The organism is Sorangium sp. So ce448 (assembly GCF_051520915.1).
GTDB classification, from domain to species: Bacteria; Myxococcota_A; Polyangia; order Polyangiales; family Polyangiaceae; genus Sorangium; species Sorangium cellulosum_B.
In genome coordinates, this window is the sequence record NZ_CP150343.1 from 2,045,174 (window position 1) to 2,069,652 (window position 24,479).

A 24,479-nucleotide genomic window follows, 5' to 3' on the forward strand; every position below is an offset into this window, starting at 1 on the left:
CGGCGAGAGCGCGCCGCGCCCCGCCGTCACCGCCCCGCGACCGTACGAGGCGGGGGGCTCCGCGCGGCCGGTCCGAGCTCGAGGCCGATCCCACCGAGGAAGCGCACGGGATCGGGCTGAAGATCGGCGAGCCGAGGCGCGGGGGTCGAGAGCCGGTTCAGCGGCACGTCGAGGCTGGTCCAGAGGGCGATGCGGAGCTCGTCGGAGATCCGGAAGCTCAGGCCCGTCGTGGGCGCGACGCTGATCAGCAGGTCGGTCACGCGCTTGTCGGACGAAAGAGGCGGTCCTTCCTGCGGGGACGCTTCCGGCGGACCCTGCGATCTCCAGGGCGCGTGCGGCGCTCGCCACGCGCCGCTCCGCGAGACGACGTCGAAGGTGGCCCGGCCGCCGAGGTGGAAGGCCCAGCGCCCGCTCCCGATGTCGAAGCGGTGGCCCCCGCTCGCGAAGAGCGGTGTGCGGTCGAGATCCAGATCGAGGCCCGCGCGCTCCACCTGGAGGTGCTGTGTGTCCATCCAGTCGTAGCCGGCGCCGACGTACGAGTCGGGCGTGGGCGCCCACGACAGCGAGAGCGAGACGGCGCTCTGCCAGGGGACGTGCTCTCCGAACGTGCCGCCCGCATAGCCGGCCGAGAGGAACCACCTCCGCCACCACGCGGCGTCAGCGTGCTCGAGCGTCGAGGGCGGCGTCGCGGGGCGCCCGTCCGGCGCTGGTGCGGGCCGCGCGGGCGCTTGGGCCGGAGGGGTCGCGGGCGGCGCAGGCGCGTCCGGCGGGGGCGCCGGCGCGGCGGGCGCGGCCTGCGCGGCGCCGTCGACGTCGACGCTCGCCATCCCGGCCCCGGTGATGGGCCCCTCCAGCACCTCGGCCGCCGCCGAGCCCGCGACGTTCGCGAGCGCCTCGACGGCCGCGGACGTCCGCCCGGGAGGCGCAGGGAACCGCCGCGAGTACACGCGCTCTCCGCCGCGAGGGAAGAGGTAGAGGGCGAGCTCGTTGCCCGGGCCCGCCTCGATCCACAGCGCGCCGTGCGCGGACCATTGCTCCACGAGCGAGCGCGCCGCCGCGACGCGCTCGTGCAGATCGAGCGCGGGCGCCGGCGCGCGCCGGACCACGTGGAGCCCGACGCCCGAGGGCCGGACGTGCGCCGCGACGAGCGCCGCCGCGTGCGCCTCGAGCGGCGAGCCCGGGCGCCCGGCGACGATCAGCACGAGCGCGCGCTGCGCCGCGGGCGCCTCACCCGCGCCGGCGCGCTCCGGGGCGCGCGGCTCGTCCGCCGCGGCCGCGCCCGGCGCCAGCGCGAGCCACCCCGCCGCGAGCAGCGTGGGCGCCTTGCGCCGGCGCGCGGCGCAGCGGGGGCGGTTCGGTCGTGCGGCGCTCGACGTCATGACTCACGATCCGCGACGCGGTCCAACGTGTCCGGCTGACGAAGGAAGAAGTAGCGTCGACCCGTAGCAGCAAACGAGCGACGACGCTACCGCGCAGCACGGCGCCGCCGCGGCGCTTGGCCTTCACCGCTTCCCGGGCGCGTCTCAGGCGTGTGTGCGGGCGAGGGCTGCGCAGAAGTCAGCGCAGTCCAGCAGCCCGAGCACTGCCGCGGCATAGGATTTGTTCGCCCCGAACACCTCGTCTGCCGGAAATGCTCGCTGCGCCAGCTCCAGGTGGTGCTTGGAGTCCAGGCAGAGCTCCGCCTTGAGATCCTCCAGCTCGTCGAGCGCCCCGCGGTCCGCTGCCCACCCGTCGATCTTCGCAACATGCCGGCCACATGCGACCTGGCAGAGCCTGCGTGCCTCGGCCGTGTTCTGGTAGAGCCATGCCTCGATGCTGCGGAAGGGGGTGAGGCGCAGCAGACGCGCAAGCGCTGCTTCGGCCGCCCGGGCGATGTCCTGGTCCGATGTCGCGAGCGCGTCCCGGTCACGCTGGCGGCGCAACGCATGGTGGACACCGGGTTGCACGTAGGTGCTCACGAACTCGGGGAATTTCGCGACGTTCTCGCTCGACGCCCGCTCGACCCATCGGCGATCGCCATCCACATGGAAGGCGACGAACCCGATCGGATCCTCGATGAGCTTCGCGGCGATCGCCCTGCCGAGGAGAATGATCTTCTGCCGGTCGAACGGGTTTCTGCTCTTCCACAGGTTGCCGCGCATCGCGCGCTGCTCATGCTCACCCTGAGGCTCGAACGCGATGAGGTGGGTCCGGCACGCCGGATCCACGAGCAGCACCATCTTCTTCATGAGCGCCGCGACGGTCTCGCAGCTCCCCTCAGCGCTGTCCTCCGTGAGGACCAGGATCGAGAGGCAAGCCTGCTCGCGGATCACCACAGCCCCTTCGTCCTCAGGATCTCGCTCACCTGGAGCGCTTCGGTCCGGTATGCACGGAAGAAGGCGTTGGCGTTCTCCTCGTCCATGTTGGCCCAGACCGTTCGATGCCGCCCTTCGTGGAGCTCGCGGCGGCAGAGGATGAAGCACCGCCGTACATCCTCGGCGGAGGCGAAGGGGAGGAAGTCGAGCAGGAGGGGATTCTGGCTCGTCAAGAAGGATTGCCGATCGACGAGCCGCTTGAGGCAGGCCTCGATCCAGTCGTAGTGCAGGCCGTTCACCAGCTCGTCGGCGATGACGATGTCCTCGCTCACCGCGAGGTAATGGAAGAACGACAGCAGCCGCTTCTGCCCGTAGCTGAGCGCATCGTGGGTGATGACAGAGCCGTCTTCCAGGGTGAAGGTGAAGGCGAGGCCTGTATAGAATAATTCCTCGCCAGTAGGTGTGATCTTCTTCGAATGAAGGCGCAAAATGAGGTCGGCGCCGGCGTAGTGGAACAGCGATACCGCGTCGCGCAGAAAGGGTAGCTCGGTGTGTGGGAGGCTGGGGCTCTTGGCCTCGAGCGACGCGGGGTTGCTCTCGATAAGGCGAACTACCTCAGGGGGAACACGCGTCGACAGCTTGACGCTCACATTCTGGTCACTTGTTCTCAGAGCGGTGAGCATGGGGGATTCGATGCAGTCACCCCGGTATTCTGCTAGGGACTCTCCGGTCATTTCCTCGAAGGCCTGTGATGCCTCGTCGAACCTCCCTCTGCCGCGTGGGACAAGGACGTCGTCAAACGCGGCGTCGTACCACTCAGGGCCAAGCTCCGTAGCTGCTTCGCGGAAGATATCATCAAGAACCCAGAGCAAAAAATCCGATTCAAATGGATCGGATACTGGGATCTCCATGTCGAGGTCGGGAGCGTCGTCAATGAAGTGTTCGGCTCCCACGGGAGTCACTGCGACCCGGTGCTCTGGTATGTGGTGATGGAATCGGATGCGCACTTCGTATGACCACGCCGGGGTTGCGCTCTCCGGAGAGCGTTTCGATAACCGGCCTCGTGCGATGCGTGCCTCCGTTGTGGATTCGTCCGAGAGATCGTTTTGAACCGAGACAAGAAGGCTCATTCCCACCGATTCAATCTCGTACTCCAGCGCGAAGTCCTCTCTCTCGAGCATTGCGAAGTTCGACGCCAGCGCCATCGCGATGAGCCTCAGCAGCGTCGTCTTCCCCGTTCCATTCTGGCCGAGGAGCACGTTGAACGTGTCGTTGAAGACGAGCTCCGTCCCCGGCGCCACGCCCCGGAACCTCTCGATCCGCAGCCGCTTCAGCTTTGCCATGCGTCTCGTTCGGGTGTACCGCGCACCTGCACACGCGGGCAAGCTCGCCCTGAAGGCGGGCGTTCCTCGGAGAGGGCGCGCGACCGCCGCCAGGGTCGCCCGGCAGCTCGCAGCCTTTTCCGCGCCGGTTGATCCCGGCGCGCTTCTCGGGTGCGATCGGCGCCCCGCGATGCGACAGATCCTCCACATCGACATGGACGCGTTCTTCGCGTCGGTCGAGCAGCTCGACGACCCGTCGCTGCGAGGCCGCCCCGTCCTTGTGGGCGGCGCCTCCCGGCGGGGCGTCGTCGCGGCCGCGTCGTACGAGGCGCGCGTCTCGGGCGCCCGCTCGGCGATGCCGATGGTCGAGGCGCTCCGCCGCTGCCCGCAGGCGATCGTCGTGCCGGTGCGGCACGCCCGCTACGCCGAGGTGAGCGCGCAGGTCTTCGCGATCTTCCGCCGCTTCACGCCGCTCGTGGAGGGGCTGTCGCTCGACGAGGCGTTCCTCGACGTGACCGCGAGCCGCGCGCTCTTCGGCGACGGCGAGGCGATCGCGGCGCAGATCAAGCGCGCGATCCGCGACGAGACCGGGCTCACGGCCTCCGCCGGCGTCGCGCCCTGCAAGTTCGCCGCGAAGATCGCGAGCGATCTGCGAAAGCCCGACGGCCTCGTCGTGGTCCCCGCCGACGTCGCCGCCTTCCTCGCGCCGCTGCCGCTCGAGCGCATGTGGGGCGTGGGCCCGCGCGCTGCCGAGCGGCTGCGCGCGGCGGGGCTCGCGACCGTCGGCGATCTGGCGCGCTGCCCCGCGCCGCGCCTCCACGAGCTGCTCGGCCCCGCGTGGGGCGAGCACGTGCGGCTGCTCGCCGCGGGCGTCGACGAGCGCGCCGTCGTCCCGGGCCGCGCGGCGGAGTCGATCGGCGCGGAGGAGACCGTGGAGGAGGACCTCCGGGGCAGGGAGCCGATCGAGCGCTGGCTGCTCGAGCTGTCGGGCCGCGTGGCGCGGCGCCTGCTCAAGGCGGGCCTGTCCTGCCGCGCGGTGGTGGTGAAGCTCAAGTACTCGGACTTCACGCTGCGGACGCGCCAGACGACGCTGTCCGAGCCGGTCAGCGACACGGACTCGATCTACACCTGCGCGAAGGGGCTGCTCTCGCGCTTCGATCTCTCGCGGCCGGTGCGGCTCGTCGGCGTCGCCGCGAGCGACCTGACGAGCGAGACGGGCGGCCCGACGCTGAGCCTGTTCCCTGTCGCCTCCGAGCGTCGCCGGCGCCTCGAGGGCGTCGTGGCGGAGGTTGCCGAGCGCTTCGGTGGGAAGGGGCTCACACGCGCGGCGCTCTTGGAACCCCCGCCCTCGGGCCGCGCGGCGTCGCGCGCGGCCCCGGGTGAGCGCGAGAAGAAGAGCGAGAAGAAGAGATAGACAGTCGCGAGCTCGTGTAGAGTGGGACGATGGCCAGGATCGTCGATTCCAGGTGTCCGCGCTGCGGCGCCCCGCTGCCGATTCAGCCGGCGATGGATGCAGTCACCTGCCAATACTGCGGCGCGCGGTCGCTCATCGATCGCGGCAGGAAGCCGACCACCGCGCCGATCCCGCAGGGGATGCACGTCGTCCGGGTCGCCCCGCCCTCCAGCAACGCGGCGGCGGTCATCGTGATGTCGGTCGTCATGGCCATGGTCGTGGCCGGCGCGGCCGCCGGCGCCTTCATGTTCAGCGCGCCGGGGCCGTCCAAGGGCCGGTCGGCGCCGCTCCTCGCCCTGGGACCGAACGCGTACTTCAGCGATCGGCCGATGCTCGCCGACGTGAACGGCGACGGTACGCCGGACGTGATCGGCAAGAACAACGTCCCCGGCGGCGAGGAGTGGATCGCGGCCCACGACGGGCGCGACGGCAAGCCGATCTGGAAGACGGCGGCGCTCACCAAGGACGCGGCCAACCACGAGGCGCGGCGCGCGATCGTCTCCGGCCGTCTGATCTCGATCGACGCGCTCGGCAAGGTGCAGGCCTATGATCTGCGCACCGGGACGCCGTCGTGGTCGGCGTTGCTCGGTGAGAAGGCGAGGCGGCTGTGCCAGGGCGACGGTGTGATCGTCGTCGAGACGGTCGACGACGCGAAGCACGGGCTCGATCCGGCGACAGGGACGCGGCGCGAGCTCGCGAAGGGCGCGGCCTGCAAGACGGTCCCGAGCTCGATCCAGGAAGAGGCGCCGGGTTATCGGTTCGCCCGCTGGCACGAGTTCGACGAGCTCGGGCTGCCCGGCTCCCATGAAGTCGAGGGCATGTCGGTGAGCGGCGCGATCATCCCGAGCGGGCCCGGGCCGCGGTTCCTGCTCGGCGGGCGGAGCAAGGGAAGCCAGGTCGGCATGGTGGCCGCGGTGGACAAGAAGAAGGTCCTCTGGAAGACGGTGGTGCCCGGCGTCGACCCGCTGACCACGAGGGCCACGGGGGTGGAGGCGGGGGCCTATGAAGGCGGGTTCCTGGTCATCCCGTATGACATGAAGGATCACAAGGACGGCACGCGCCTCGCCTGCTTCGAGGCCGGCACCGGCAAGCGGCTGTGGGACGTGCAGGTCCACAAGAAGTCGCAGGTCTCGTCCGGGATCTCGATCTCGGCGAACGACGTCTTCTTCGCCAGCTGGACGGCGCTCTACGTGTTCTCGCTGAAGACGGGGCAACTCAGGTACATGATCGGGACCGAGTTCTAGGCGTCCGGCGCGCCCGCGGCAGCGCGGGCCCAAGGACTCCCCTTCATGTCGTCCGTCCAGCAGAACCCCTGGCGCATCTGCGTCTACCACGGCGTTCAATCGCTGATGTTCCCGGCGGCCATCTTCCCGCTGTTCTGGACGCAGGACATCGGCATGAGCGTGGCCACCATGATGGCCGTGCAGGGCGCGTTCAGCCTGAGCATCGCGCTCTTCGAGTTCCCGTCGGGCTACATCGCCGATCGTCTGGGCCACCGCCGCGCGCTCGTGATCGCCTCGTTTTGCATCCTCGCCGGCTGGGTCCTCTACGCGCTCTCGCGCGGGCTCTGGTCGGTGCTGCTCGCCGAGCTCGTGCTCGGCGTCGGGTTCTCCCTTGTCTCGGGGGCGGACTCCGCGCTCCTCTTCGACTCGCTGCGAGAGCAGGGCAAAGAGCACGAGTTCGCCCGCTGGTACGGACGCATGCGGTCGATCGCGCAGATCGCCTCGGGGAGCGCCGCGCTCGCCGCGGGCTTCCTTTACGCGCGCTGGTCCCGCCTGCCGTTCGCGATGGAGGCCGCGGCCTGGGCGCTCGCGGCGGGGATCGCCCTCCGGTTCGGCGAGACCCGGCGCGCCGAGCCGAAGGTCGAGGACCACCTGGGCCGCATGCGCGCGATCGTGCGCGACGCGCTGTTCGAGCGCGCCGACTTCCGCGCGGTGCTGCTGCTCGGCGTCGCGCTCGCGCTCGCGTCGTACCTGCCGACGTGGCTCATGGCGCTGTACGCGACCGAGGCCGGCGCCCCGGTCGCGTGGATAGGCCCCATGTGGGCCCTCGCGAGCTTCACCACCGCGCTCGGCTCGATGCTGAGCGAGCGCGCCGGCCGCCGCCTCGGCATGACGGGGACGCTGCTCGCGTGCGTCGTCCTGGTCGCGGTCGGGTACCTCGGCCTCGCGCTCTCGCGCCACGTGCTCGGGGTCGCGTTCTATTTCCTGCTCACGCTCGTGCGCGGGCTGCACATGCCGCTGCTCCACCACGAGGAGCAGCGCCTCGCGCCCGACGGCGATCGCGCGAGCTGCGTCTCGCTCCGCAGCTTCCTCTTCCGCCTCGCCTTCGTGCTGCTCGGGCCCGTCGTGGGGTTGGGCGTCGATCGCTATGGGCACCGCCCCGTGCTGTGGGCCTCGGGCGCGCTCCTCGTCGCGCTGACGGGCGCGGCGTTCGGCCTGTTCGTCGCGCGCGCGGCGCGGCGTGATGAGGCGCGGGCGCCGCGGTGCTAGGGCGCCTGCCATGAAGAAGATCGAGAGAGAGGAGGAGGCGAACCGGCTCATCGAGCGCGTGGGCGCCGGGTCCTGGGACGTCATCCACGGGATCCTGGAGCGGCAGTTCGCCGTGCTCCACAACCGCGCTCAGGTGCTCATCGGTCTGTGCGGCATCGTCATCACCACGACCGGCTTCTCGGGCCGCCTCATCGCCGGCACCAGCCCCCACGCGCAGGGGCTGATCATCGCCGGCGTGGCGATCGTCCTGCTCTCCGCGACCCTGATCGTCTGGGGTGTGCAGCACATCCGCTGGCTCACCGAGCAACCGGGCGACGACCTGCGCGGCTGGGTCTTCGCCTCGCTCGCCTACCGCGATCGCAAGACCACGATCTACCGTGTCGCCATCGCGTTCCTGCTCGTCGGCCTCTCGTTTTATGTGATCGCCATTGCCATGATGCTACTCCACCCCACCGCCGCCCCGTCGCCGGGTGGGCGCTGAGCCCTGCGCCTCCTGATGAGGCCGCTGTCTCTCTCGGTGCCGCGCGCCGCCGTCGCCTCGACACCGCACCACGGCCGAGCAGCCAGGGACGCTCGGCCGCTGGCGCCGGCGGGCGCCCGCGCTCCGGACGCGACTTCGCAGGTGGCATGATGTGGCCTCTTTGTGCGCATTGGCGCCGGCGTCGGTGATCGCGAAATGCGCTGAACTGTAACGACGGATCCGCACGTCCGTGTTGTTGAGAAGTTGCTCTGTCCAGGATAGTCTCGTCCCGTGCCGTTTGGCTCGGAGGAGCTCGGGCGTGGTCGGAGCCGCTGAAGGCGAACGGCGGCATTGGCCGCGGGGCCGCGCGGGATGGATCCAGGAGGGGCTAGGATGAGAACAGTTCGTTCTACGGCGGTGTGTGGGTTGTTGGTTTTCGCGTTCGCCGTCATGGGTTGCACGGACAACCCCGCGATCCAGGACGGTACGGGCGGGGGCTTCCCCTTCCCCCCGAGCACATCGTCGGGCTTCACGGGCGCGAACAGCAGCTCGAGCGGCGGAGCGACCACCGGTGATAGCGGCGCGGGTGGTGGTGCCGGCGGCGGTGTGGGTGGAGGCGTCGTTGATCCGGGCGATGGCTGCCCTGGCTGCGCGCGGCTCTCCGTGCCGCTCACGAGGGCGATGCAGGCCACGCAGTTCATGATCTTCTTCCAAAAGAAGGTCGACCTGACCGGCGCGACCGTCACGTTCCGCGTGAGGACCCGTGCCGGCACGAACGGCGGCCTGCAGCCGTTCGTGCAGAACGGGGGCGATCTCGGTTATGCGAACATCGGCTACTCGTGGAACCCGCTTGCCGACCTGGGACAGTGGACGGAGCTCAAAATCGATGTCGATGCGCTGGCTCCGGGACATGCAACCTTCGACCGCACCGTGGTGGAGATGATCGGGGTTCAGGTCACGGCGGGCAACACGGGGCCCTGGGCCAATCCGACCGTTGTCGATGTCGACTACGTCACGGTCACGAGACCCGGCACAGGCGAAGGGGCTCCGAGCAGCGAGCGCTTCTTCTTCGGCCCTAGCGGGGAGCGCGGCGAAGGCGGCGCCGGGGGCGAAGGCGGCGCCGGGGGTATGAGCGGCACCGGCGGCGCGGGCGGCACCAGCGGCGAAGGCGGCGCCGGGGGTATGAGCGGCGCAGGAGGCGCGGGTGGGATGGCCGGGGCCGGAGGCGCGGGCGGCGAAGGCGGCGGCAGCGCGAGCAGCAGCAGCAGCAGCAGCAGCAGCAGCAGCAGCAGCAGCAGCGCGAGCAGCAGCAGCAGCGCGAGCAGCAGCAGCAGCGCGAGCAGCAGCAGCAGTTCGAGCAGCAGCAGCGCGAGCGGCGGAGGCGGCCAAGGCGGAGAAGGCGGCCAAGGCGGCCAAGGCGGAGAAGGCGGCGGCCCCAGCGTCGATGTGATTCATGTGATGGGTCCGTACGAGTTCACGACGAGCGAGGAGCCGATGGAGGTCAACAGTTACCAGCCCGTGGAAGGCTCGACGGTGACCCACGTCGCCCCGTGACCCGTGGCTATCCCGTGGCGCCGCTGTACCCCGTCAGGGAGGTCCACGAGACGTGTTGAAGCATCCATCTGCACCGATCTGACGACGGTTCCGGGCGCGACGGCGAGGGGCTCGGCACGCTCGACGAGCCGAGCGCGCTGCCGCGTCCGGAGGTGCCTTGAATGAACGAGGTGCGCTTTCGGTGGCGACGACGGTCGCTGATGAAGCGATTGGCATGAGAGCGCGCTGATTGGCGCTCTCGGGATGCCGCGCTGTGCTCGGGCTCGACTCCACAGGTGGTCTCATGTGGCTGCCGCGCCCCGCTTTGCTCGACTCCACAGGTGGTCTCATGTGGCTGCCGCGCTCGCAGCGGCGCCAGCGCCGGGCGATGCCAAGCGCGTTGGGTTCTGGTGACGTATTCGCACGTCCGGGCTGTTGAGAAAGTCGTCTGTCCAGGATAATGTCGCTCCTTGGGGGGCTGGCTCGGCAGAGATCGAGTGCGGTGAGAGCCGCTCCGGCGAACGGCGGCTTCGGCCGCGCAGCCTCGCGGGGGCCTATCCAGGAGGGGTCACGATGAGATCAGTTCTTTCTTTGGCGGCGTACGGGGTGCTGGTCGGCGCGTTCGCCATGACAGGTTGCGGTGACGACGAGTCGACCGGCAGCGGCGGTGCGGGCGGGACGGGCGGCGGGAGCTCGTCCACCTCCAGCACGTCGTCGAGCTCGACCAGCTCGGGCTCTGACGGCGGCGGCGGCGCGGGTGATGGCGGTTCAAACGCGGATGGCGGCGGCGGTTCGAGCGACGGCGGCGGCGGTTCGAGCGACGGCGGCGGCGGTTCGAGCGACGGCGGCGGTGGTTCGAGCGACGGCGGCGGTGGTTCGGGCGATGGCGGCAGCAGCCCGGGTGTCGGCGGCGGCGGCAGCTCGGGTGAAGGCGGCGGCAGCTCGGGTGAAGGCGGCGGCGGCTCGGTCCCGGAGGAGCGTTGCTCCGGCTGCGCGCGGCTGTCCGTGCCGTTCACGACCGCGAATACCGCGACGCAGTTCTTCATCGAGTTCGCCTCGGTGGTCGATCTGACGGGGAGCACGGTCACGTTCCGTGTGAAGACCCACGCCGGCACCAGCGGCGGCGTGCAGCCGTTCGTGCAGAACGGGGTGGACCGGTCCTATGCGAACATCGGCTACTCGTGGAATCCGATCGCCGGGCTGGCAGACTGGCAAGAGATCACGATCGATGTCGACGCGTTGGCCGGGTCGAAGCCCTCCTTCGAACGCAAGGAGGTGAAGTTGATCGGACTTCAGCTCACGGCGGGCGGCACCGGGCCCTGGACCAACCCGACCGTCGTCTACGTCGACTCCATCACCGTCACGAAACCCGGCACTCCGAGCGCCGCGCGAGGCGCCGCACCGAGCGGCGAGCGCGGCGAGGGCGGCGCCGGAGGTGCGGGTGGCGCAGGCGGGTGGAGCGGCGAAGGTGGCGCCGGCGGCGAGAGCGGCGTGGGCGGCGAAGGCGGCACGGCCGGTGTCGGCGGCGCGGGCGGCGAAGGCGGCACGGCCGGCGTCGGCGGCGCGGGCGGCGAAGGCGGCACGGCCGGCGTCGGCGGCGCGGGCGGTGAAGGCGGCACGGCCGGTGTCGGCGGCGCGGGCGGCGAAGGCGGTTCGGCCGGTGTCGGCGGCGCGGGCGGCGAAGGCGGTTCGGCCGGTGTCGGCGGCGCGGGCGGTGAAGGCGGCGGCTCCGGTGGAGAGGTGATCCACGTGATGGGTCCGTACGAGTTCACGACCGGCGCGGAGCCGATGGTGATCGGCAACTACAGGCCGGTGGCCGGCTCGTTGCTGACCCACATCGCCGAGTGATCCCGGGCCAGCCGGGGAGCACGCTGCACCGGACGCAGCGAAGCGCGCAAGGCGCGCCAGAGCATCCAGCAACAGCCTGAGCTCGTGACAACGCCAGCCGGAGGGGCTCGACAGCCCCCCGGCGAGCTTTCTCCGGTTGCGCCGGCGCGAGCTGCGCGATGAGAATGGCCTCGACGCGCCAGGACCCGGCGCGCTCGATGGACCGACCCACGGCGAGCTCAGGACAGCGCTTCAAGGAGGATTCGAATGAGAAAGATCGTCTATGACGTCGCGGTGACGGTCGACAACTTCATCTCGCACGAGGACGGCTCGGTGGACGGCTTGGTGATGCAAGGAGAGCACGCCGCCGATTACGTCGAGCGCCTGAAGGGCTACGACACCGTCGTGATGGGGCGAAGGACGTACGAGTGGGGCTATCCGTTCGGGCTCGTCCCGGGGAAGCGAGCCTACCCGCACATGGCGCATTACATCTTCTCGAAGACCCTCCGCTTCGGCGAGGGCGCCGAGGTGGAGGTCGTGGACCGTGACGAGATCGCGGCCCTGAAGCGGCTGAAGGAGGGCGACGGGACCGATATCTATCTCTGCGGGGGCGGCGCCTTCGCCGGCTTCCTCCTCGATCACGACCTCATCGATCAGCTCGTCCTCAAGGTGAATCCCATCGTCTTCGGGCACGGGGTACGGCTCTTCGGCGGCAGCTCCAGGAAGGTCGAGCTGGCGCTCCTCGGCGCGACGTCGTACGCGAACGGCGTCTCGCTCCTCCGGTACGACGTGAAGCGCGGGGGCGCGGCCTGAGGGGCCGCCCCGGCGAGGGCGTGCCGCACGATTCCGTCGCGACGCCGTCGTCGGGCCCGCCGCAGCGCTTTTGTCGGGTGGGCGCTGAGCGCCGCGCCTCGACGGGGCTGATCTGGTTGCCGGGCTCACACGTTTGGGCTGTTGAGAAAAATTTCTGCCCAGGGTAGCTTGCGCCTCGCGGCTGGCTCGGAGGAGCTCGCGGGTGGTGGCCATCGCCATGGCGAACGGCGGCCCGGGCTGCGTGGCCTCGTGGTGCACATCAGGAGAGGGTCAGGATGAGATCAGTTCTTTCTTTGGCAATGTGCGGGATGCTGGTCGGCGCATTCGCCATGACGGGTTGCGGTGATGACGACACCACCGGCAGCGGCGGCGCGGGCGGTGCGGGCGGTGGGGCCAGCTCCAGCACGACGTCGAGCTCCCGCAGCTCGACCAGCTCGGGCGGCGGCGAAGGCGGCGAAGGCGGCGCGGGCGGCAGCGACGGTGGCGCGGGCGGCGAAGGCGGCGCAGGCGGCAGCGACGGTGGCGCGGGCGGCGAAGGCGGCGCGGGCGGCGAAGGCGGCGGCGCCCCCAACATCGGTCCCGGTCCGGAGGAGAGCTGCTCGGGTTGCGCCCGGCTTGCTGTGCCGCTCACCACGGCTTCCACGGGGACGCTGTTCCAGTTCGACTTCCCTCAGCTGGTCGATCTGACCGGCGCCACCGTCACGTTCCGTGTGAAGGCTCATGCCGCCACCGGCGGTGGTCTTCAGGTCTTCGTGCAGAACGGACAGGCCCAGACCTGGGCGGGCGTCCCGTGGGCGTGGACGAACTTCGGCGACCTGAAAGAGTGGACCGACCTCACCATCGACGTCGATGCCTCCGATGCGGCCGATGCCGCTGCTGGGGGGAGCTTCGATAAGACCCAGGTGAGGCGCATCGGCGTCAAGGTCGACGCAGGTGCCGAGGGGCCCTGGGCCAACCCGACCATCGTCTATATCGACTCCATCACCGTCACGAGGTCGGCTAGCACGAGCGGTTCGGGCGGCGCGGGCGGTGCCGGCGGCGAGGGTGGCGCCGGCGGCGCGGGTGGCACGAGCGGCGAGGGTGGCTCGGGCGGCGCTGGCGGCATGAGCGGCGAGGGCGGCTCGGCGGGCGCCCCCGGTGAGGGCGGCTCGGCGGGCGCCACTGGCGAGGGCGGCTCGGCGGGCGCCCCCGGTGAGGGCGGCGCTGGCGGCACGAGCGGCGAGGGCGGCGCCGGCGGCGCGAGCGGCGAGGTGGTCGATGTGCTCGGTCCGTTCGAGTTCACGGACGGGCTGCAGACCTTCCTGCTCGGCGATTACCAGACCGTGCCCGGCTCGCGGCTGGATCCCCTCGGTCCCCTCGCCGAGTGATCCACGAGGGCCTGCGGCGCTCGCTCTCGCGCTGCTGCGCGGAGCGAGCGCCCGGGCCGCCTCATCGACCATCGAGGGCGCGCTCCCCTGCGCGCTCCAGCTCGACCCAGCTTCCCTGTCTCACGTAACTGCTGTGCGGCGGCGTACTTTGGCCGAAGGTGGGGCTTTTGAACCGCCAAGGACGCCAAAGACGCCAAGAAAAACATAAAAACCTTGGCGTCCCATGGCGTCTCATGGCGTCTTCGCGGCCCCATCCTCCCGGCGGGGCGAGGGAATTCCCCCGCCATACGCCACGCTGCTGAATCATGATCCGAACCGTCCACACGACCCGCTACGTCACCCCGCTCCGCGAGGGCGGGTCGTTGCCGGCCCTCGTCGAGGCCGATGACGACGGGCTCTATGTCCTGAAGCTCCGCGGCGCCGGCCAGGGGCCGAAGGCGCTCATCGCGGAGCTCGTCGCCGGGGAGATCGGGCGCGCGCTCGGGCTCCCGGTGCCGGAGATCGTCTTCATGGAGCTCGACCCCGCCTTCGGGCGCGCCGAGCCGGATCCGGAGCTGTCCGACCTGCTCTCGGCGAGCGCCGGCTTGAACCTCGCCCTCGACTACCTGCCCGGATCGCTCGCCTTCCAGCCGCTCGCCGGCCCGGCGATCGACCCGGGGCTTGCGGCCGCCGTCGTCTGGTTCGACGCGTTCACGAGCAACGTGGACCGGACGCCCAAGAACCCCAACCTGCTCCTGTGGCACCGCCGCCTCTGGCTGATCGACCACGGCGCGGCGCTCTATGTCCACCACGCCTGGACCGACGCGACCGACCCGCGCGCCGACGCGGACGACCGCTTCCCGCTCGTCAAGAGCCATGTCCTGCTCCCGTTCGCGGGCGATCTCGCGGCGGCCGACGCCGCGCTGAGCGCCCGGCTCACGCCCGAGCGCATCGCGGGGATCGTCGCCGCGATCCCGGACGCGTGGCTGGCCGACCAGGACCCCCGCGCCCGGTCCGCGGGCGAGCGGCGGTCCGCGTTCTCGCCCGACGCGGTCGATGCCCCGCAGCCCGACGCCGCGCCGGTCGCGGCGCGGCGCGCGGCGTACGCCGCCTACCTGACCCACCGCCTCGCGTCGCCGCGGGGCTTCGTCGAGGAGGCGCTCGATGCAGCCCGTGCCCGGCGGTAGCCCTCCGGGCGCGCGCGGCGTCGACGCCGCCGACCCGTACGATTACGCCGTGCTGCGCGTGGTCCCGCGCGTGGAGCGCGGCGAGCGCGTCAACGTCGGGGTGGTCCTCTTCTGCCGCGCCCGGGGGTTCCTCGACGCGCGCTTCGAGCCCGACGAGCGGCGCCTGCTCGCCCTCTGGCCCGACCTCGACCTGGAGGCCGTCCGCGGCCACCTCGACTTCATCCGCCGCGTCTGCGCCGCCGATCGGGCGTGCGGGTACGTCGCCGAGCTCCCCCAGGCCGAGCGCTTCGGCTGGGTGGTGTCCCCGGCGAGCACCGTCGTCCAGCCCTCACGTGTGCACGCGGGCCTCGGCGCCGACCCCGCCGCGGCGCTCGACCGGCTGGTCGCGACGCTGGTGAGGCCAGGGCGGTCCGGACAGGGCTGAGCGGCGCGGCGCGAGCCCGCGCTCCAGGTCAGTGGCCGTCCCTTTCGCGATTCATCGCCTGCTTCAACGCGGTCACGACGCCCAGCACGACCGCGCCGGCCGCGACGCCGACGATCATGTTGGCGAGCGACGGCACCACGGCGCCGAGCACGGCGCCGGCGCCCTGGGTCATGTCCTCGATGTGGTGGTGCAGCCACGGCACGCCGTGCGTCAGGATGCCGCCGCCGACGAGGAACATCGCCGCCGTGCCGGCGACCGACAGGCCCTTCATCAGCCAGGGCGCCGCCTTCAGGATGCCGCTGCCGAGCGACTGCTGAAAACCGCCGCTCTGGCGGCTCAGGTAGAGGCCGGCGTCGTCGAGCTTCACGATGCCGGCGACCAGGCCGTAGACGCCCACGGTCATGAGCACGGCGATGCCGCTCAGCACGGCGACCTGCGTGCCGAACGGCGACGCCGCCACGGTGCCCAGCGTGATCGCGATGATCTCGGCCGACAGGATGAAGTCGGTGCGCACCGCGCCCTTGATCTTGTCCCTCTCGAACTCGACGAGGTCGATCTTCGGGTCGGAGAGCGCCTGCGCGAGCTCGGCGCGGCGGGCCTCGTCCTCGTGCTTGCTGTGCAGCACCTTGTGGGCGACCTTCTCGAAGCCCTCGTAACAGAGGAAGGCGCCGCCGACCATCAGCAGGGGCGTGACGGCCCAGGGCGCGAAGGCGCTGATCGCCAGCGCCGCCGGCACCAGGATGGCCTTGTTGAGCATCGAGCCCTTCGCCACGGCCAGCACGACCGGCAGCTCGCGGTCGGCGTTGACGCCCGTCACCTGCTGCGCGTTCAGCGCCAGATCGTCGCCCAGCACGCCGGCGGTCTTCTTGGCGGCCACCTTCGTCAGCACGGCAACGTCGTCCAGCACGGTGGCGATGTCGTCGATCAGGGCGAGCAGGCTGCTTCCGGCCATGGAGTGAGGTCCTCGTCGGGTGAATGGGGTGGGAGCGTAGCGAGCGTGGCGAACGTCACGGGCGGCGCCGCACGGCAGCCGTCGCGGTGGGCATGGTAGCGGGCGTCGGCGGCCTTCGGGTCGAAGATCCAGGGCGCCCGCGTCGATCGGCCAGCCTGGCCGTCGGCGCCGCGCCGGGGCTCACGCGCTCTCTTCGATCCCCGACGGCGACTCCAGCCCCGGCGGCTCTTCCAGGCTGATGCGCCCGAGCCGGCCGGCGCGGAAGTCGTGGACCAGGATGTCCGACGCCTTGTGCAGGTCCACCGACCCGCCGCTGCGCAGGCAGCCGCGGCGGCGGCCGATCTCCTCGATCAGCGCGGCGGCCGTCTCCGGCAGGTCCTTCAGCTTGTAGCGGGCGACGAGGAGCTCGGGGTAGCGCCGCAGGAAGTAGCCCGCCGCGAACAGGGCGACGCTCTGGTAATCGATGGCCGTGTCGGGGATCGCCCCGCCCACGGCCAGGCGGAACGAGGCCGCCTCATCGTCGATCTTGGGCCAGAGGATCCCCGGGTTGTCGGAGATGGCCATGCCGGTCTTCAAGGTGACGAGCTGCTGGCTCTTCGTGACCGCAGGCTCGTCGCCGACCTTGGCCACCTTGCGCTCCATGAGCGCGTTGATGAGCGTCGATTTGCCGACGTTGGGGATCCCCACGATCATGGCCCGCACCACCTTGCCGGGGCCGTTCTTGGGGGGCGCGAGGCGCTTGCAGAGCTCCGGGATCCGGCGCCGCGCCTCGGACGACTGGCTCGCGGAGATCGCGATCGCGAGCACCTGGCCCCCCGGCGAGGCGCCGCGCTCCGCCTCGTCAGCAGGCGCGGCGCCCTCCGCCTCGAAGTAGCGGAGCCACGCCGTGGTGACGGCCGGGTCCGCCAGATCGCTCTTGTTCAGGACCTTGATGCACGGCTTCTGGCCGCGCAGCTCGGCCAGGACGGGGTTCTCGCTGGCCAGCGGCATCCGGGCGTCGAGCACCTCGATGACGACGTCCTGCGACGGCATCGACTCGGCGATCGTGCGCCGAGCCTTGGTCATGTGGCCTGGATACCATTGGATCGACATCCGCGGCGGAGCTCTATCACGCCCGGCGGGTCACGCGCACCCGTCCGGGCCGCAGGCTGCCCCCTCGGCGAGCGCCTGCTCGGGCGCGCCGGCCGCCTCGTCCCACGTCTTCTGGAGCACGCCGAGGAGGGCCTCGGCCGGCTGCGCGCCGGAGACGCCGTACCGCCCGCCGAACGCGAAGAAGGGGACGCCCGTGATGCCGATCGCGCGCGCCTCCTCCTCGTCGGCCCGCACCTCGCGCGCGTGGGCGTCGCTCGCGAGCGCCGCGCGGACCTGCTCCGGGTCGAGCCCCGCCTCGCCGGCGAGGCGCGCGAGCACCTCCGGCTCGCCGATGGCCTCGCCCTCGGTCATGTAGCCGCGGAGCAGCCGCTCCTTCACCGCGTCCTGCACGCCGCGCTCGGCCGCGAGGTGGAGCACACGGTGCGCGTCGAAGGTGTTGCCGGGCCGGACCTTGTCGAAGCGGAGCTCGAGGCCGTCTGCAGCGCCCACCTCGGTCATCTGCCGGATCATCGCCTCGGCCTTGGCGACGGGCACGCCGTACTTCTTCGCGAGGCGCCCGGCGTAGGAGACCTCGGTGTCCAGCACGCGCTTCGCCGAGGGGTCGAGCTCGAACGCGCGCCAGACGACCTCGACGGCATCCCGGTGAGGGAACCTGGCGAGCGCGGCCTCGAGCCGGCGCTTTCCGACGTAGCACCACGGGCACGCGATGTCGGACCAGACATCGACACGGAGCTTCTTCATGGCGGTCAAGGTAGGGCCGCGCGGCGCCTCCGGCCAGGCGGCGTGCGTCGCGGGCGGGAGGCGCGCCGGCGCGGCGGTTGGGGCGCGTGTCGAGCTCGCCGGGGAGAGCCGAGTGGAGCGCCGAGCCCTCCGTGTACGCTCGCCTGTGCGAGGCGGAGACCTTCGCGGCGGCATCTGAAGTCTGGTGTAAGGGGTGACTGGGAAACTGGATGAGGAGAGGCGTGATGGACATCGAGAGGCTCTTGGTCAATTTCTACAACGGTGCCCACATGCTCGATGTCGTCGCCGCGTGGGCTTATGCGGTCGGGAATCGACAGAAGATTCTTGAAGATCTCGCCTCGTTCGAAGGCGCATACGAGCAGCTCGTCGAGCTTCACGCGGCGGGAAAGCTCGGCGTCGGGACGGCCGATTTTTCAGCGGGGAACCTCGAAATCGTCAGGCGGATCAACCAGCTGATCGAGCCGGGGTTGGACAGTGGCGAGGTGCGTCAAGCGGCTCAAGAGGTACATGCTCTGGCTGAGCGATGCGCGCGAGCGTTGAAAGGAGGTGATGTGTCGCCTGCCGGATGAGCCTTGCCGCGCAGGCCCAGCCACGTCACGACGACGCCTGTGCATCCCGTCCTCGTCGCAGTTCGCGCCGCCCTGGCCGCGGGCCCGGTCGCCGCCGGTCCGCCTCCTGACCCGTGGCACGCGTGGCTCCTCGTGGCGCTCGCGCGGCAGGTCGATCGGCAGCGCTGGCTGGTACGGGTCCAGCGTGAGCGCCTCTTTCACGCCTCCCGCCGTGGCGACGTACCGGGCATGCCGGGCTGGAAGTTCTACTTTCACGGCATCGGCCTCTGCCTGACCGCACCCGACGGCGAGACGATCGACGTCGACGATCACGGCGATGACGGCCTCACGATCGATCCTTGGTTCTTCACGCAGCGCATCCTGAGCCTCCCTTCCCCCGCGCTCCCAGAGCGGCGCCTGCTCGCATTCCTTCCGACCGCTGACGCCATGGCCGCCGCGATCGACGAGCTCACCCGGAAGGGACTGCTCGTCCGCAACGAGCATCGGCACGTCTTCCGCGTCGTCCCTGAAATCGAGGAGAACGCCGGGGCGTTCGCCGCGATCGACTTCTCCGACGCGTCTCTCCGCGCTCGCTGGGCGGAGCACCTCGGTGATCACGAGCTGCTCGCCGTCGAGCGGCCCTCGGCGGCCACCCAGGCGCGAGCCGCCGCGCAGCGCGACGCCTACAAGCGGTACTTGCTCGCGGGGATCGAGAACGAGGCGACGGCGCGCGCGTTCATCGAGCCCCTCGAGGCAGCGCTCGATCCGGCGGAGTTCGTCGATGTGTGCGGAGGGCTTATCGACGCGTCGGTGAACACGACCTCTGGGCGCGCGATCGAGCGGCTCGACGTACACCCGGACTACCCCGTTTGCCCGGCGGTAGCCAGGCTGCTCGCCCGCGCGGATCCGGCGCTGCATCACCCCTACGCCGTGCACGCCGCGGCCCGGTACCTGCTGCGCCGCGGGATCGAGCGCGAGCGCGCGATCGAGGTGGTGCTGGCGTTCGCGCGCGTCGAGGTCGTCGCGGGCTACCGGGGCAACCCGTTCCTCGGCGAGCTTGCCCTGCTGCTCCTCGAGCACGCGCCTCCGCACGCGCTCGCCGCGCTCCGCCGGGGGCTGCGATCGAGCACGCCCGCGGTCCGGACGGACGTCGCCGCGGCGCTCGCGGCGCTGGGCCAGGCGTGGTGCCTCCGAGAGCTCGTGCTCGCGCTGGACGACGCCGCCACGTTCGAGGAATCGGCCTCCGTGCGGGCCGCGCTCTCGTGGATCGGGTCGGGCGAGGCGCGCGCGGCGGTGAGGTACTGGACGCAGACCCACGTTCTGCGGACGACGGAGGGCCCGGGTCATGGATGGGAGGAGATCCAGGAGGCCTTCGCCGATGAGTCGCTCGAGTACGAGATCGACGAACGTCGCGCCTGGGCCGACGCTATCCGACCAGGTATCGATCCGGACTTCGACCGCGTTGTGTGGGGATGAAATGCAGGTGGTGGGGGATTCCCCCATCCTGCCGGAATGATGGAGCCGCCAAGACGCCACAAGACGCCAAGAAAAATAATAATCTTGGCGTCTTATGGCGTCTTTGCGGTTTAAAAGACTCCACCTTCGGCCAAAGTACCCCACCACCGGGCGATGCGGCGCCGCCTCGCCCTCGCCCGGTGACCCCCGCTTACCGCCGCTCCTCCGCTCCCATCAGCGCGGAGAGGCTCTGCCGCTGGCGGCCCGCTCCGTCGAAGTTCGACGGGTCGAGCCAGCGCTCGAACGCCGCCTTCGCCGCCGGCCACTCCTTGTCGATGATCGCGTGCCACGCCGTGTCGCGGGTGCGCCCCTTGACCACGGCGGCCTGCCGGAACACGCCTTCGAAGCGGAACCCGAGCCTCGCCGCCGCCGCCCGCGAGCCCGCGTTGAGCGCGTCGCACTTCCACTCGTAGCGGCGGTAGCCGAGCTCGTCGAACGCCCGCCGCATCATCAGGTACATCGCCTCTGTCGCGGCAGGCGTCCTCTGAAGGAGCGGCGAGTACCTGAGGTGTCCGACCTCGATCACGCCGCTCTTGGGGTCGATCCGCAGGTACGCCGCGACGCCGACCGCCCGTCCGGTCGCCGCGTCGATGATCGCATGGAACAGCGGATCGTCGCCCAGGCACGTGGCGTCCATCCAGGCGCGGTAGTCCGAGAGGGTCGCGAAGGGCCCATAGGGCAGGTAGGTCCAGCCTCGCCCCTCCGCGTCCGCGAGGTTGGCCGCATGGAGGTCCGCCGCGTGCCTCTCGGGGTCGATCGGCTCGAGTCGGCACGTGCGCCCGACCAGGGGCTCGCGCGGCGGCAGCGGCCGCGGCGTCCAGCCGGGGAGGGGGTGGCCGATCGGCTGCATCAGAGAATTCATGTGCTCCACGGGTTCGCTCTCTCCGCAAGGTGGTTTGCTCACGGCGCCGGCCGCGGGCGCCGCCCGCCGCGTGTTACTGCGCCCCGATCGTCGCCGCCACCTTGTCCTCGACCCCTTCCCACGTCGCCGGCCGATCCGCCGTCGAATAGGCCTGGAGCATCACCTCGCGGTCCCCGAGCACGACGACGTAGCTCACCATCTGCACCCCGTTCTTGAGCCCGTTCTCGACCCTCACCGCCGGCCGCCCGCCCAGCGTGATACGCGCCGCCGGGCCCTTCGTGACGGTGTTCGCCGGCCGTTGCTCGTCGAGCACCTTGCGCTCCTGCTCGAGGAGGCCGTCCAGCTGATCGGGCGGCACCGCGCCATCGAGCGGGAACACGGCGACCTGGAACACGACGGGCGTCCGGGGCAGCTGCCCGTACGTGTGGAAGCGGACGCCGGACAGCTCCTCGACGGACGCGGCGCTCGCGAGCGCCTCCGGCAGGTCCAGGGCGACGCCCGTGTCCGCGACCGCGGTGCGCGTCAGCGCCGGCGGCGCGCGGAGCTCCCACGGGCGGCCGGCGGCGAACGCCGTCGCCACGGACAGCGCCATCGCCGCGGCCGTCAGGGCGGCCGCCGCCGTGAGGAGGGGGCGCGGCCTCGGCTCGGCGTCGGCCGCGCGCTCGCGCCGGTCCACGGGCGTGAGGCCCCGGGGGAGGACCGTGACGACGAGCGCGAAGCCGACGACGCCGCCGCCCAGGTGCGCGAGCAGGTCGACGCCGGGCTGGAAGCTGTAGACGAGGTTGAGCCCGAGCGGCAGCCACGCGCGGCTGCGCATCTGCGCGATCATCGCGGGGGGCAGGAGCCCGTGCGGCCGGAGCGCGACGCCGATGCCGGCCGTCATGAGGCCCCAGATCGCGCCCGACGCGCCGACGCTCCACCGGTCCTCCAGCATCGCGCTCGCGAGCGACCCGCCGAGCGCCGAGGCCCCGTAGAGCAGGAGGAAGCGCCGCGGGCCGAGGAGCGCCTCGAGCATCGGGCCGAAGGACCACAGCGCCAGCATGTTGACGAAGAGGTGCATCGGGTCGGCGTGCAGGAACGCCGACGCGAGGAGCCGGTAGACGTCCCCTTGACGCACCGCCTCGCCGCTGTTGGCGCCCATGCGCCACAGCGCCGCCTCGTGGGTGCCCGAGCCGAAGGCGTAGCTCACGGCGAGCAGCACGGCGCACGCGATCATGAGCGTCGCCGTGACGCGGCGGCTGCCCTTCAGCCGGTCGACGATCGCGCGCTCCTGCTGCGCCAGCGCCTGCCCCTCGGCGAGCGCCTCCGCGAGCGCGTCCTGCTCGATCGGGCCCACCTCGGCGAGGCGCTCGTGGGCCCGCTCGAGGGCCGGCAGGGCCTGCCCCTTCACGCGCGCGAGCCCGCCCGCCGCGTCGAGCTGGTGGAAGCCCATCGGCACGGGCTGCACGAACGGCGCGACCTTGGCGAGCGCGGCCTGGCCCGGGGCAGCGCCGCCGCCCACCAGCACGACGTGCGTCGGCGGCCCGCCGGCCTGCACCGCCTTCACCAGCGGCTCGAGCAGGGCGTGGATCTCGTCGGCCGACGGGTCCCCCGGCGCCGTGACGAGCGCGATCTGGAGGGGCGCCGACCTGCCCGCGAGGAGCGCCAGGCCCGGGTCGCAGCGGAGCAGCACGAGGGCGTCCGGCCCGCGGAGCAGCGCGGCGAGCAGGCGGTCGCGTCGCGCCGCCGCGTCGTCCCCGGGCGCACGGTCCATGATCGGCGGATCCTCCACGCTCGCTCCTCCTCCTGCTTCCTCCTCCTGCTGGAGGTCGCGCGGCGAGCGTAGCCGAAAGGCGGCGCGCGCAGGATCGCGGACCGCGCCCGGCGAGCCGCCGCGCTCGCCCCGGGCCGGCGCGCCCGGCCTCCTCGCTAGGGCATGTGCGACGCCCGCGCCGCGTGCGCCGCCACCTCGCGGCGGAGGGCCTCCGTGACCCCCGGCAGCTCCCTGAGCCAGTCCCGCGTCGGGCGATTGCGCATCAGCCAGGCGACGGCGTCGTCCATGGTGCTGAACACCTCGTAACGAAGCCGCGAGCGGCTCAGCAGGATGAACTCGATGGCCACGTTGCGCACGAGCGACGCCTTGAAGCCGTGGCCCTCGAACACGAGCGCGGCGCACATCCCGTGGGCCGCGAGCTCCCTGGAGAGCTCCGCGAGCGAGCTCCGGACCTCCCGCCCCGCCGGGACGTTGTTCTCCTCGAGGATGACCAGCGTCGCCTGCAGCTCGCTGCCGCGCTCGCGCAGGATGCTCCGGACCTCGCTCACCGCGGCTGCCGTGGTGTGCCGGCGCCAGATCTGGAAGAGGAGGCCCTTCCAGGTGGCGACGCAGTGATCTTCATCCAGCGCGTGGAGGAAAGGCCTCGTCGCCCTGCTCCCCCCCTCGCTGCGCGGCGGCGGCGCGCTCGCGGGCGGCGCGGGATCGTCGTGATCCCGGAGCGGCGGGGCCGCGAGCGTGCTGGTGAAGCAGGCGGCGGCGGGGGCGGGCGGCCTCGCCGTGACCGCGCCGGCCGGGAAGGCCTCGGGCGGAGGGCGCGAGCTGCGGCGACGCGCCGCGGCGCCGGACGAAGCCTCCGGCGGCGGGAGCGAGGTGCGGCGGCGTGACGCCGGCGCGGTCGACGCCGGCGCGGTCGGCGCCACGCGCGCGGCGCCGTCGAGGAGGCGATCGAGGACAGGGCACATCGCGGACGCGCTGGTGAACCGGGCGAGGGGGTCGCGCTCGACGCAGCGAGAGAACCAGGCGTCGAATCCGGGGAAGAAGGGCGGCAGTCCGAGCTCGCCCGCGCGCCGGCTCGCGGCGGGGATGGGCTCGAACAGGATTTCCCGGAGGAGCGCCGGGAGGCCTCGGCCCTGCCAGAAGGGCTTGCCCGTGAGGGCGAAGAACGCGAGGAGCCCATAGGCCCAGACGTCGCTCTGGGGGAGCGCCCCCTGGCTCTCGCGCGCTTGCTCGGGGGCCATCCAGAGGGGCGTGCCGACGGCGGCCGTCAGCGAGGCGCGCGCGTCGGCGATGATCTTGGCGATGCCGAAATCGAGGAGCTTGACCCGCGGCGCGGCGCCGCCGCCGGCTTCCTCGAGAAACACGTTCTCGGGCTTGAGATCGCGGTGAACGATGCCCGCGCCGTGCGCGTCCTCGAGCGCGCGCCCGAGCTGCCCGAGGACGCGGCGCGCCTCCGCGAGCGGGAGCGGGCCTACCCGCTCGACGCAGGTAGAGAGTGTCTCGCCCTGGAGGAGCTCCATCGCGAGGTAGGGCAGGCCCGTCACGCCGTCGACGCCGGCGATCAGCACCTCGACGATGTGCGGCGACCCGATGAGCCCAGGAGCGCGCGCCTCTCGCTCGAAGCGGCGGCGCTCCTCGGGGTCGACGGCGCGCACCGGGTGCATGACCTTCACGGCGCGCTGGCGCGCGGTGCTGCGCTGGCGGCAGAGATAGACGCTGCCCGTGCCGCCCGAGCCGAGCGGGCGCACGATCTCGAAGTCGCCGCCGATGATGCTGCCAGCGTGCAGGCCGTAGGGTGAATCCATGGCGCGGACCGAAGCGTTTGCGTAACGGATGCGTAACGGAGCCGCCGCGCGTGTCGCGCGCGA

Annotated in this window: 21 protein-coding genes; 12 read left to right on the forward strand and 9 right to left on the reverse strand. The window is 71.6% G+C overall.

Annotated features, from left to right (window positions below; all coding sequences use genetic code 11):
- Positions 1–26: 26 nt before the first annotated feature.
- The 3 genes from WMF45_RS07770 to WMF45_RS07780 all read right to left on the reverse strand — a co-directional run bounded on the left by WMF45_RS07770 (position 27) and on the right by WMF45_RS07780 (position 3,637).
- Positions 27–1,379 carry a hypothetical protein gene (locus WMF45_RS07770; protein ID WP_437716308.1) on the reverse strand — a complete coding sequence of 451 codons (1,353 nt, stop codon included), beginning with the start codon at positions 1,377–1,379 and terminating at the stop codon, positions 27–29.
- Positions 1,380–1,523: 144 nt separating this feature from the next.
- A complete protein-coding gene (locus tag WMF45_RS07775) occupies positions 1,524–2,312 on the reverse strand; it encodes a hypothetical protein (protein WP_437716309.1) in 789 nt (262 codons plus the stop codon).
- The gene (locus tag WMF45_RS07780) at positions 2,309–3,637 is read right to left on the reverse strand and encodes an AAA family ATPase (RefSeq protein WP_437716310.1); all 1,329 of its coding nucleotides are present in this window, start codon (positions 3,635–3,637) and stop codon (positions 2,309–2,311) included. The genes WMF45_RS07775 and WMF45_RS07780 overlap by 4 nt, the downstream gene beginning before the upstream one ends.
- A 169-nt stretch (positions 3,638–3,806) precedes the next feature.
- Between WMF45_RS07780 and WMF45_RS07785 the strand changes: the two genes are divergently transcribed.
- The 10 genes from WMF45_RS07785 (at position 3,807) to WMF45_RS07830 (ending at position 15,151) form a co-directional block, all read left to right on the forward strand.
- A complete protein-coding gene (locus WMF45_RS07785; RefSeq protein ID WP_437716311.1) occupies positions 3,807–5,030 on the forward strand; it encodes a DNA polymerase IV in 1,224 nt (407 codons plus the stop codon).
- A gap of 29 nt (positions 5,031–5,059) precedes the next feature.
- On the forward strand, positions 5,060–6,313 hold the full coding sequence (locus WMF45_RS07790) for an outer membrane protein assembly factor BamB family protein (RefSeq protein WP_437716312.1): 1,254 nt from the start codon (positions 5,060–5,062) through the stop codon (positions 6,311–6,313).
- 45 nt (positions 6,314–6,358) lie between these two features.
- Positions 6,359–7,561, forward strand: a complete 1,203-nt coding sequence (locus WMF45_RS07795) for an MFS transporter (RefSeq protein WP_437716313.1) — start codon at positions 6,359–6,361, stop codon at positions 7,559–7,561.
- 10 nt (positions 7,562–7,571) lie between these two features.
- On the forward strand, positions 7,572–8,042 hold the full coding sequence (locus WMF45_RS07800; protein WP_437716314.1) for a hypothetical protein: 471 nt from the start codon (positions 7,572–7,574) through the stop codon (positions 8,040–8,042).
- Between the two features lie 429 nt (positions 8,043–8,471).
- The gene (locus WMF45_RS07805) at positions 8,472–9,575 is read left to right on the forward strand and encodes a hypothetical protein (protein WP_437716315.1); all 1,104 of its coding nucleotides are present in this window, start codon (positions 8,472–8,474) and stop codon (positions 9,573–9,575) included.
- A 552-nt stretch (positions 9,576–10,127) separates the two neighbouring features.
- Positions 10,128–11,402 (forward strand): hypothetical protein, encoded by a 1,275-nt coding sequence (locus WMF45_RS07810; protein WP_437716316.1) that lies wholly within the window; start codon positions 10,128–10,130, stop codon positions 11,400–11,402.
- 246 nt (positions 11,403–11,648) lie between these two features.
- Complete coding sequence (locus WMF45_RS07815) at positions 11,649–12,194, forward strand: dihydrofolate reductase family protein (protein ID WP_437716317.1); 546 nt, start codon at positions 11,649–11,651, stop codon at positions 12,192–12,194.
- Positions 12,195–12,502: 308 nt separating this feature from the next.
- On the forward strand, positions 12,503–13,561 hold the full coding sequence (locus WMF45_RS07820) for a hypothetical protein (RefSeq protein ID WP_437716318.1): 1,059 nt from the start codon (positions 12,503–12,505) through the stop codon (positions 13,559–13,561).
- 305 nt (positions 13,562–13,866) lie between these two features.
- Entirely contained in the window at positions 13,867–14,727 is an 861-nt protein-coding gene (locus tag WMF45_RS07825) for a HipA family kinase (protein WP_437716319.1), read from the forward strand.
- On the forward strand, positions 14,705–15,151 hold the full coding sequence (locus tag WMF45_RS07830) for a DUF3037 domain-containing protein (protein WP_437716320.1): 447 nt from the start codon (positions 14,705–14,707) through the stop codon (positions 15,149–15,151). Before WMF45_RS07825 ends, WMF45_RS07830 begins: the two co-directional genes overlap by 23 nt.
- A 28-nt stretch (positions 15,152–15,179) precedes the next feature.
- On the opposite strand, the gene WMF45_RS07835 is transcribed toward WMF45_RS07830, so the two are convergent.
- The 3 genes from WMF45_RS07835 to WMF45_RS07845 all read right to left on the reverse strand — a co-directional run bounded on the left by WMF45_RS07835 (position 15,180) and on the right by WMF45_RS07845 (position 17,936).
- A complete protein-coding gene (locus WMF45_RS07835) occupies positions 15,180–16,103 on the reverse strand; it encodes a DUF808 domain-containing protein (RefSeq protein WP_437716321.1) in 924 nt (307 codons plus the stop codon).
- A 180-nt stretch (positions 16,104–16,283) separates the two neighbouring features.
- Complete coding sequence (gene ylqF / locus WMF45_RS07840) at positions 16,284–17,195, reverse strand: ribosome biogenesis GTPase YlqF (protein WP_437716322.1); 912 nt, start codon at positions 17,193–17,195, stop codon at positions 16,284–16,286.
- A gap of 30 nt (positions 17,196–17,225) precedes the next feature.
- Positions 17,226–17,936: a DsbA family oxidoreductase gene (locus WMF45_RS07845; protein ID WP_437716323.1), complete on the reverse strand. Its 711-nt coding sequence runs from the start codon at positions 17,934–17,936 to the stop codon at positions 17,226–17,228.
- 224 nt (positions 17,937–18,160) lie between these two features.
- Between WMF45_RS07845 and WMF45_RS07850 the strand changes: the two genes are divergently transcribed.
- Entirely contained in the window at positions 18,161–18,505 is a 345-nt protein-coding gene (locus tag WMF45_RS07850; protein WP_437716324.1) for a hypothetical protein, read from the forward strand.
- 39 nt (positions 18,506–18,544) lie between these two features.
- Entirely contained in the window at positions 18,545–19,960 is a 1,416-nt protein-coding gene (locus tag WMF45_RS07855) for a DUF6896 domain-containing protein (RefSeq protein WP_437716325.1), read from the forward strand.
- 190 nt (positions 19,961–20,150) lie between these two features.
- Here WMF45_RS07855 and WMF45_RS07860 read toward each other — a convergent pair whose 3' ends face one another.
- The 3 genes from WMF45_RS07860 to WMF45_RS07870 form a co-directional block, all read right to left on the reverse strand.
- A complete protein-coding gene (locus tag WMF45_RS07860; RefSeq protein ID WP_437716326.1) occupies positions 20,151–20,861 on the reverse strand; it encodes a GNAT family N-acetyltransferase in 711 nt (236 codons plus the stop codon).
- Positions 20,862–20,934: 73 nt separating this feature from the next.
- Positions 20,935–22,632 carry a rhomboid family intramembrane serine protease gene (locus WMF45_RS07865; protein ID WP_437716327.1) on the reverse strand — a complete coding sequence of 566 codons (1,698 nt, stop codon included), beginning with the start codon at positions 22,630–22,632 and terminating at the stop codon, positions 20,935–20,937.
- A 137-nt stretch (positions 22,633–22,769) separates the two neighbouring features.
- Positions 22,770–24,416, reverse strand: coding sequence for a protein kinase domain-containing protein (locus WMF45_RS07870; protein ID WP_437716328.1), 1,647 nt, complete (start codon positions 24,414–24,416; stop codon positions 22,770–22,772).
- Positions 24,417–24,479: the final 63 nt, after the last annotated feature.

What these genes read in the sequence shown, in the direction of transcription:
- WMF45_RS07770 (WP_437716308.1), bottom strand. Translation starts at nt 1,379, where the DNA reads ATGACGTCGAGCGCCGCACGACCGAACCGCCCCCGCTGCGCCGCGCGC.
- WMF45_RS07780 (WP_437716310.1), bottom strand. Translation starts at nt 3,637, where the DNA reads ATGGCAAAGCTGAAGCGGCTGCGGATCGAGAGGTTCCGGGGCGTGGCG.
- WMF45_RS07785 (WP_437716311.1), top strand. Translation starts at nt 3,807, where the DNA reads ATGCGACAGATCCTCCACATCGACATGGACGCGTTCTTCGCGTCGGTC.
- WMF45_RS07790 (WP_437716312.1), top strand. Translation starts at nt 5,060, where the DNA reads ATGGCCAGGATCGTCGATTCCAGGTGTCCGCGCTGCGGCGCCCCGCTG.
- WMF45_RS07795 (WP_437716313.1), top strand. Translation starts at nt 6,359, where the DNA reads ATGTCGTCCGTCCAGCAGAACCCCTGGCGCATCTGCGTCTACCACGGC.
- WMF45_RS07800 (WP_437716314.1), top strand. Translation starts at nt 7,572, where the DNA reads ATGAAGAAGATCGAGAGAGAGGAGGAGGCGAACCGGCTCATCGAGCGC.
- WMF45_RS07805 (WP_437716315.1), top strand. Translation starts at nt 8,472, where the DNA reads ATGGGTTGCACGGACAACCCCGCGATCCAGGACGGTACGGGCGGGGGC.
- WMF45_RS07810 (WP_437716316.1), top strand. Translation starts at nt 10,128, where the DNA reads ATGAGATCAGTTCTTTCTTTGGCGGCGTACGGGGTGCTGGTCGGCGCG.
- WMF45_RS07815 (WP_437716317.1), top strand. Translation starts at nt 11,649, where the DNA reads ATGAGAAAGATCGTCTATGACGTCGCGGTGACGGTCGACAACTTCATC.
- WMF45_RS07820 (WP_437716318.1), top strand. Translation starts at nt 12,503, where the DNA reads ATGCTGGTCGGCGCATTCGCCATGACGGGTTGCGGTGATGACGACACC.
- WMF45_RS07825 (WP_437716319.1), top strand. Translation starts at nt 13,867, where the DNA reads ATGATCCGAACCGTCCACACGACCCGCTACGTCACCCCGCTCCGCGAG.
- WMF45_RS07830 (WP_437716320.1), top strand. Translation starts at nt 14,705, where the DNA reads ATGCAGCCCGTGCCCGGCGGTAGCCCTCCGGGCGCGCGCGGCGTCGAC.
- WMF45_RS07835 (WP_437716321.1), bottom strand. Translation starts at nt 16,103, where the DNA reads ATGGCCGGAAGCAGCCTGCTCGCCCTGATCGACGACATCGCCACCGTG.
- ylqF (WP_437716322.1), bottom strand. Translation starts at nt 17,195, where the DNA reads ATGTCGATCCAATGGTATCCAGGCCACATGACCAAGGCTCGGCGCACG.
- WMF45_RS07845 (WP_437716323.1), bottom strand. Translation starts at nt 17,936, where the DNA reads ATGAAGAAGCTCCGTGTCGATGTCTGGTCCGACATCGCGTGCCCGTGG.
- WMF45_RS07850 (WP_437716324.1), top strand. Translation starts at nt 18,161, where the DNA reads ATGGACATCGAGAGGCTCTTGGTCAATTTCTACAACGGTGCCCACATG.
- WMF45_RS07860 (WP_437716326.1), bottom strand. Translation starts at nt 20,861, where the DNA reads ATGAATTCTCTGATGCAGCCGATCGGCCACCCCCTCCCCGGCTGGACG.
- WMF45_RS07870 (WP_437716328.1), bottom strand. Translation starts at nt 24,416, where the DNA reads ATGGATTCACCCTACGGCCTGCACGCTGGCAGCATCATCGGCGGCGAC.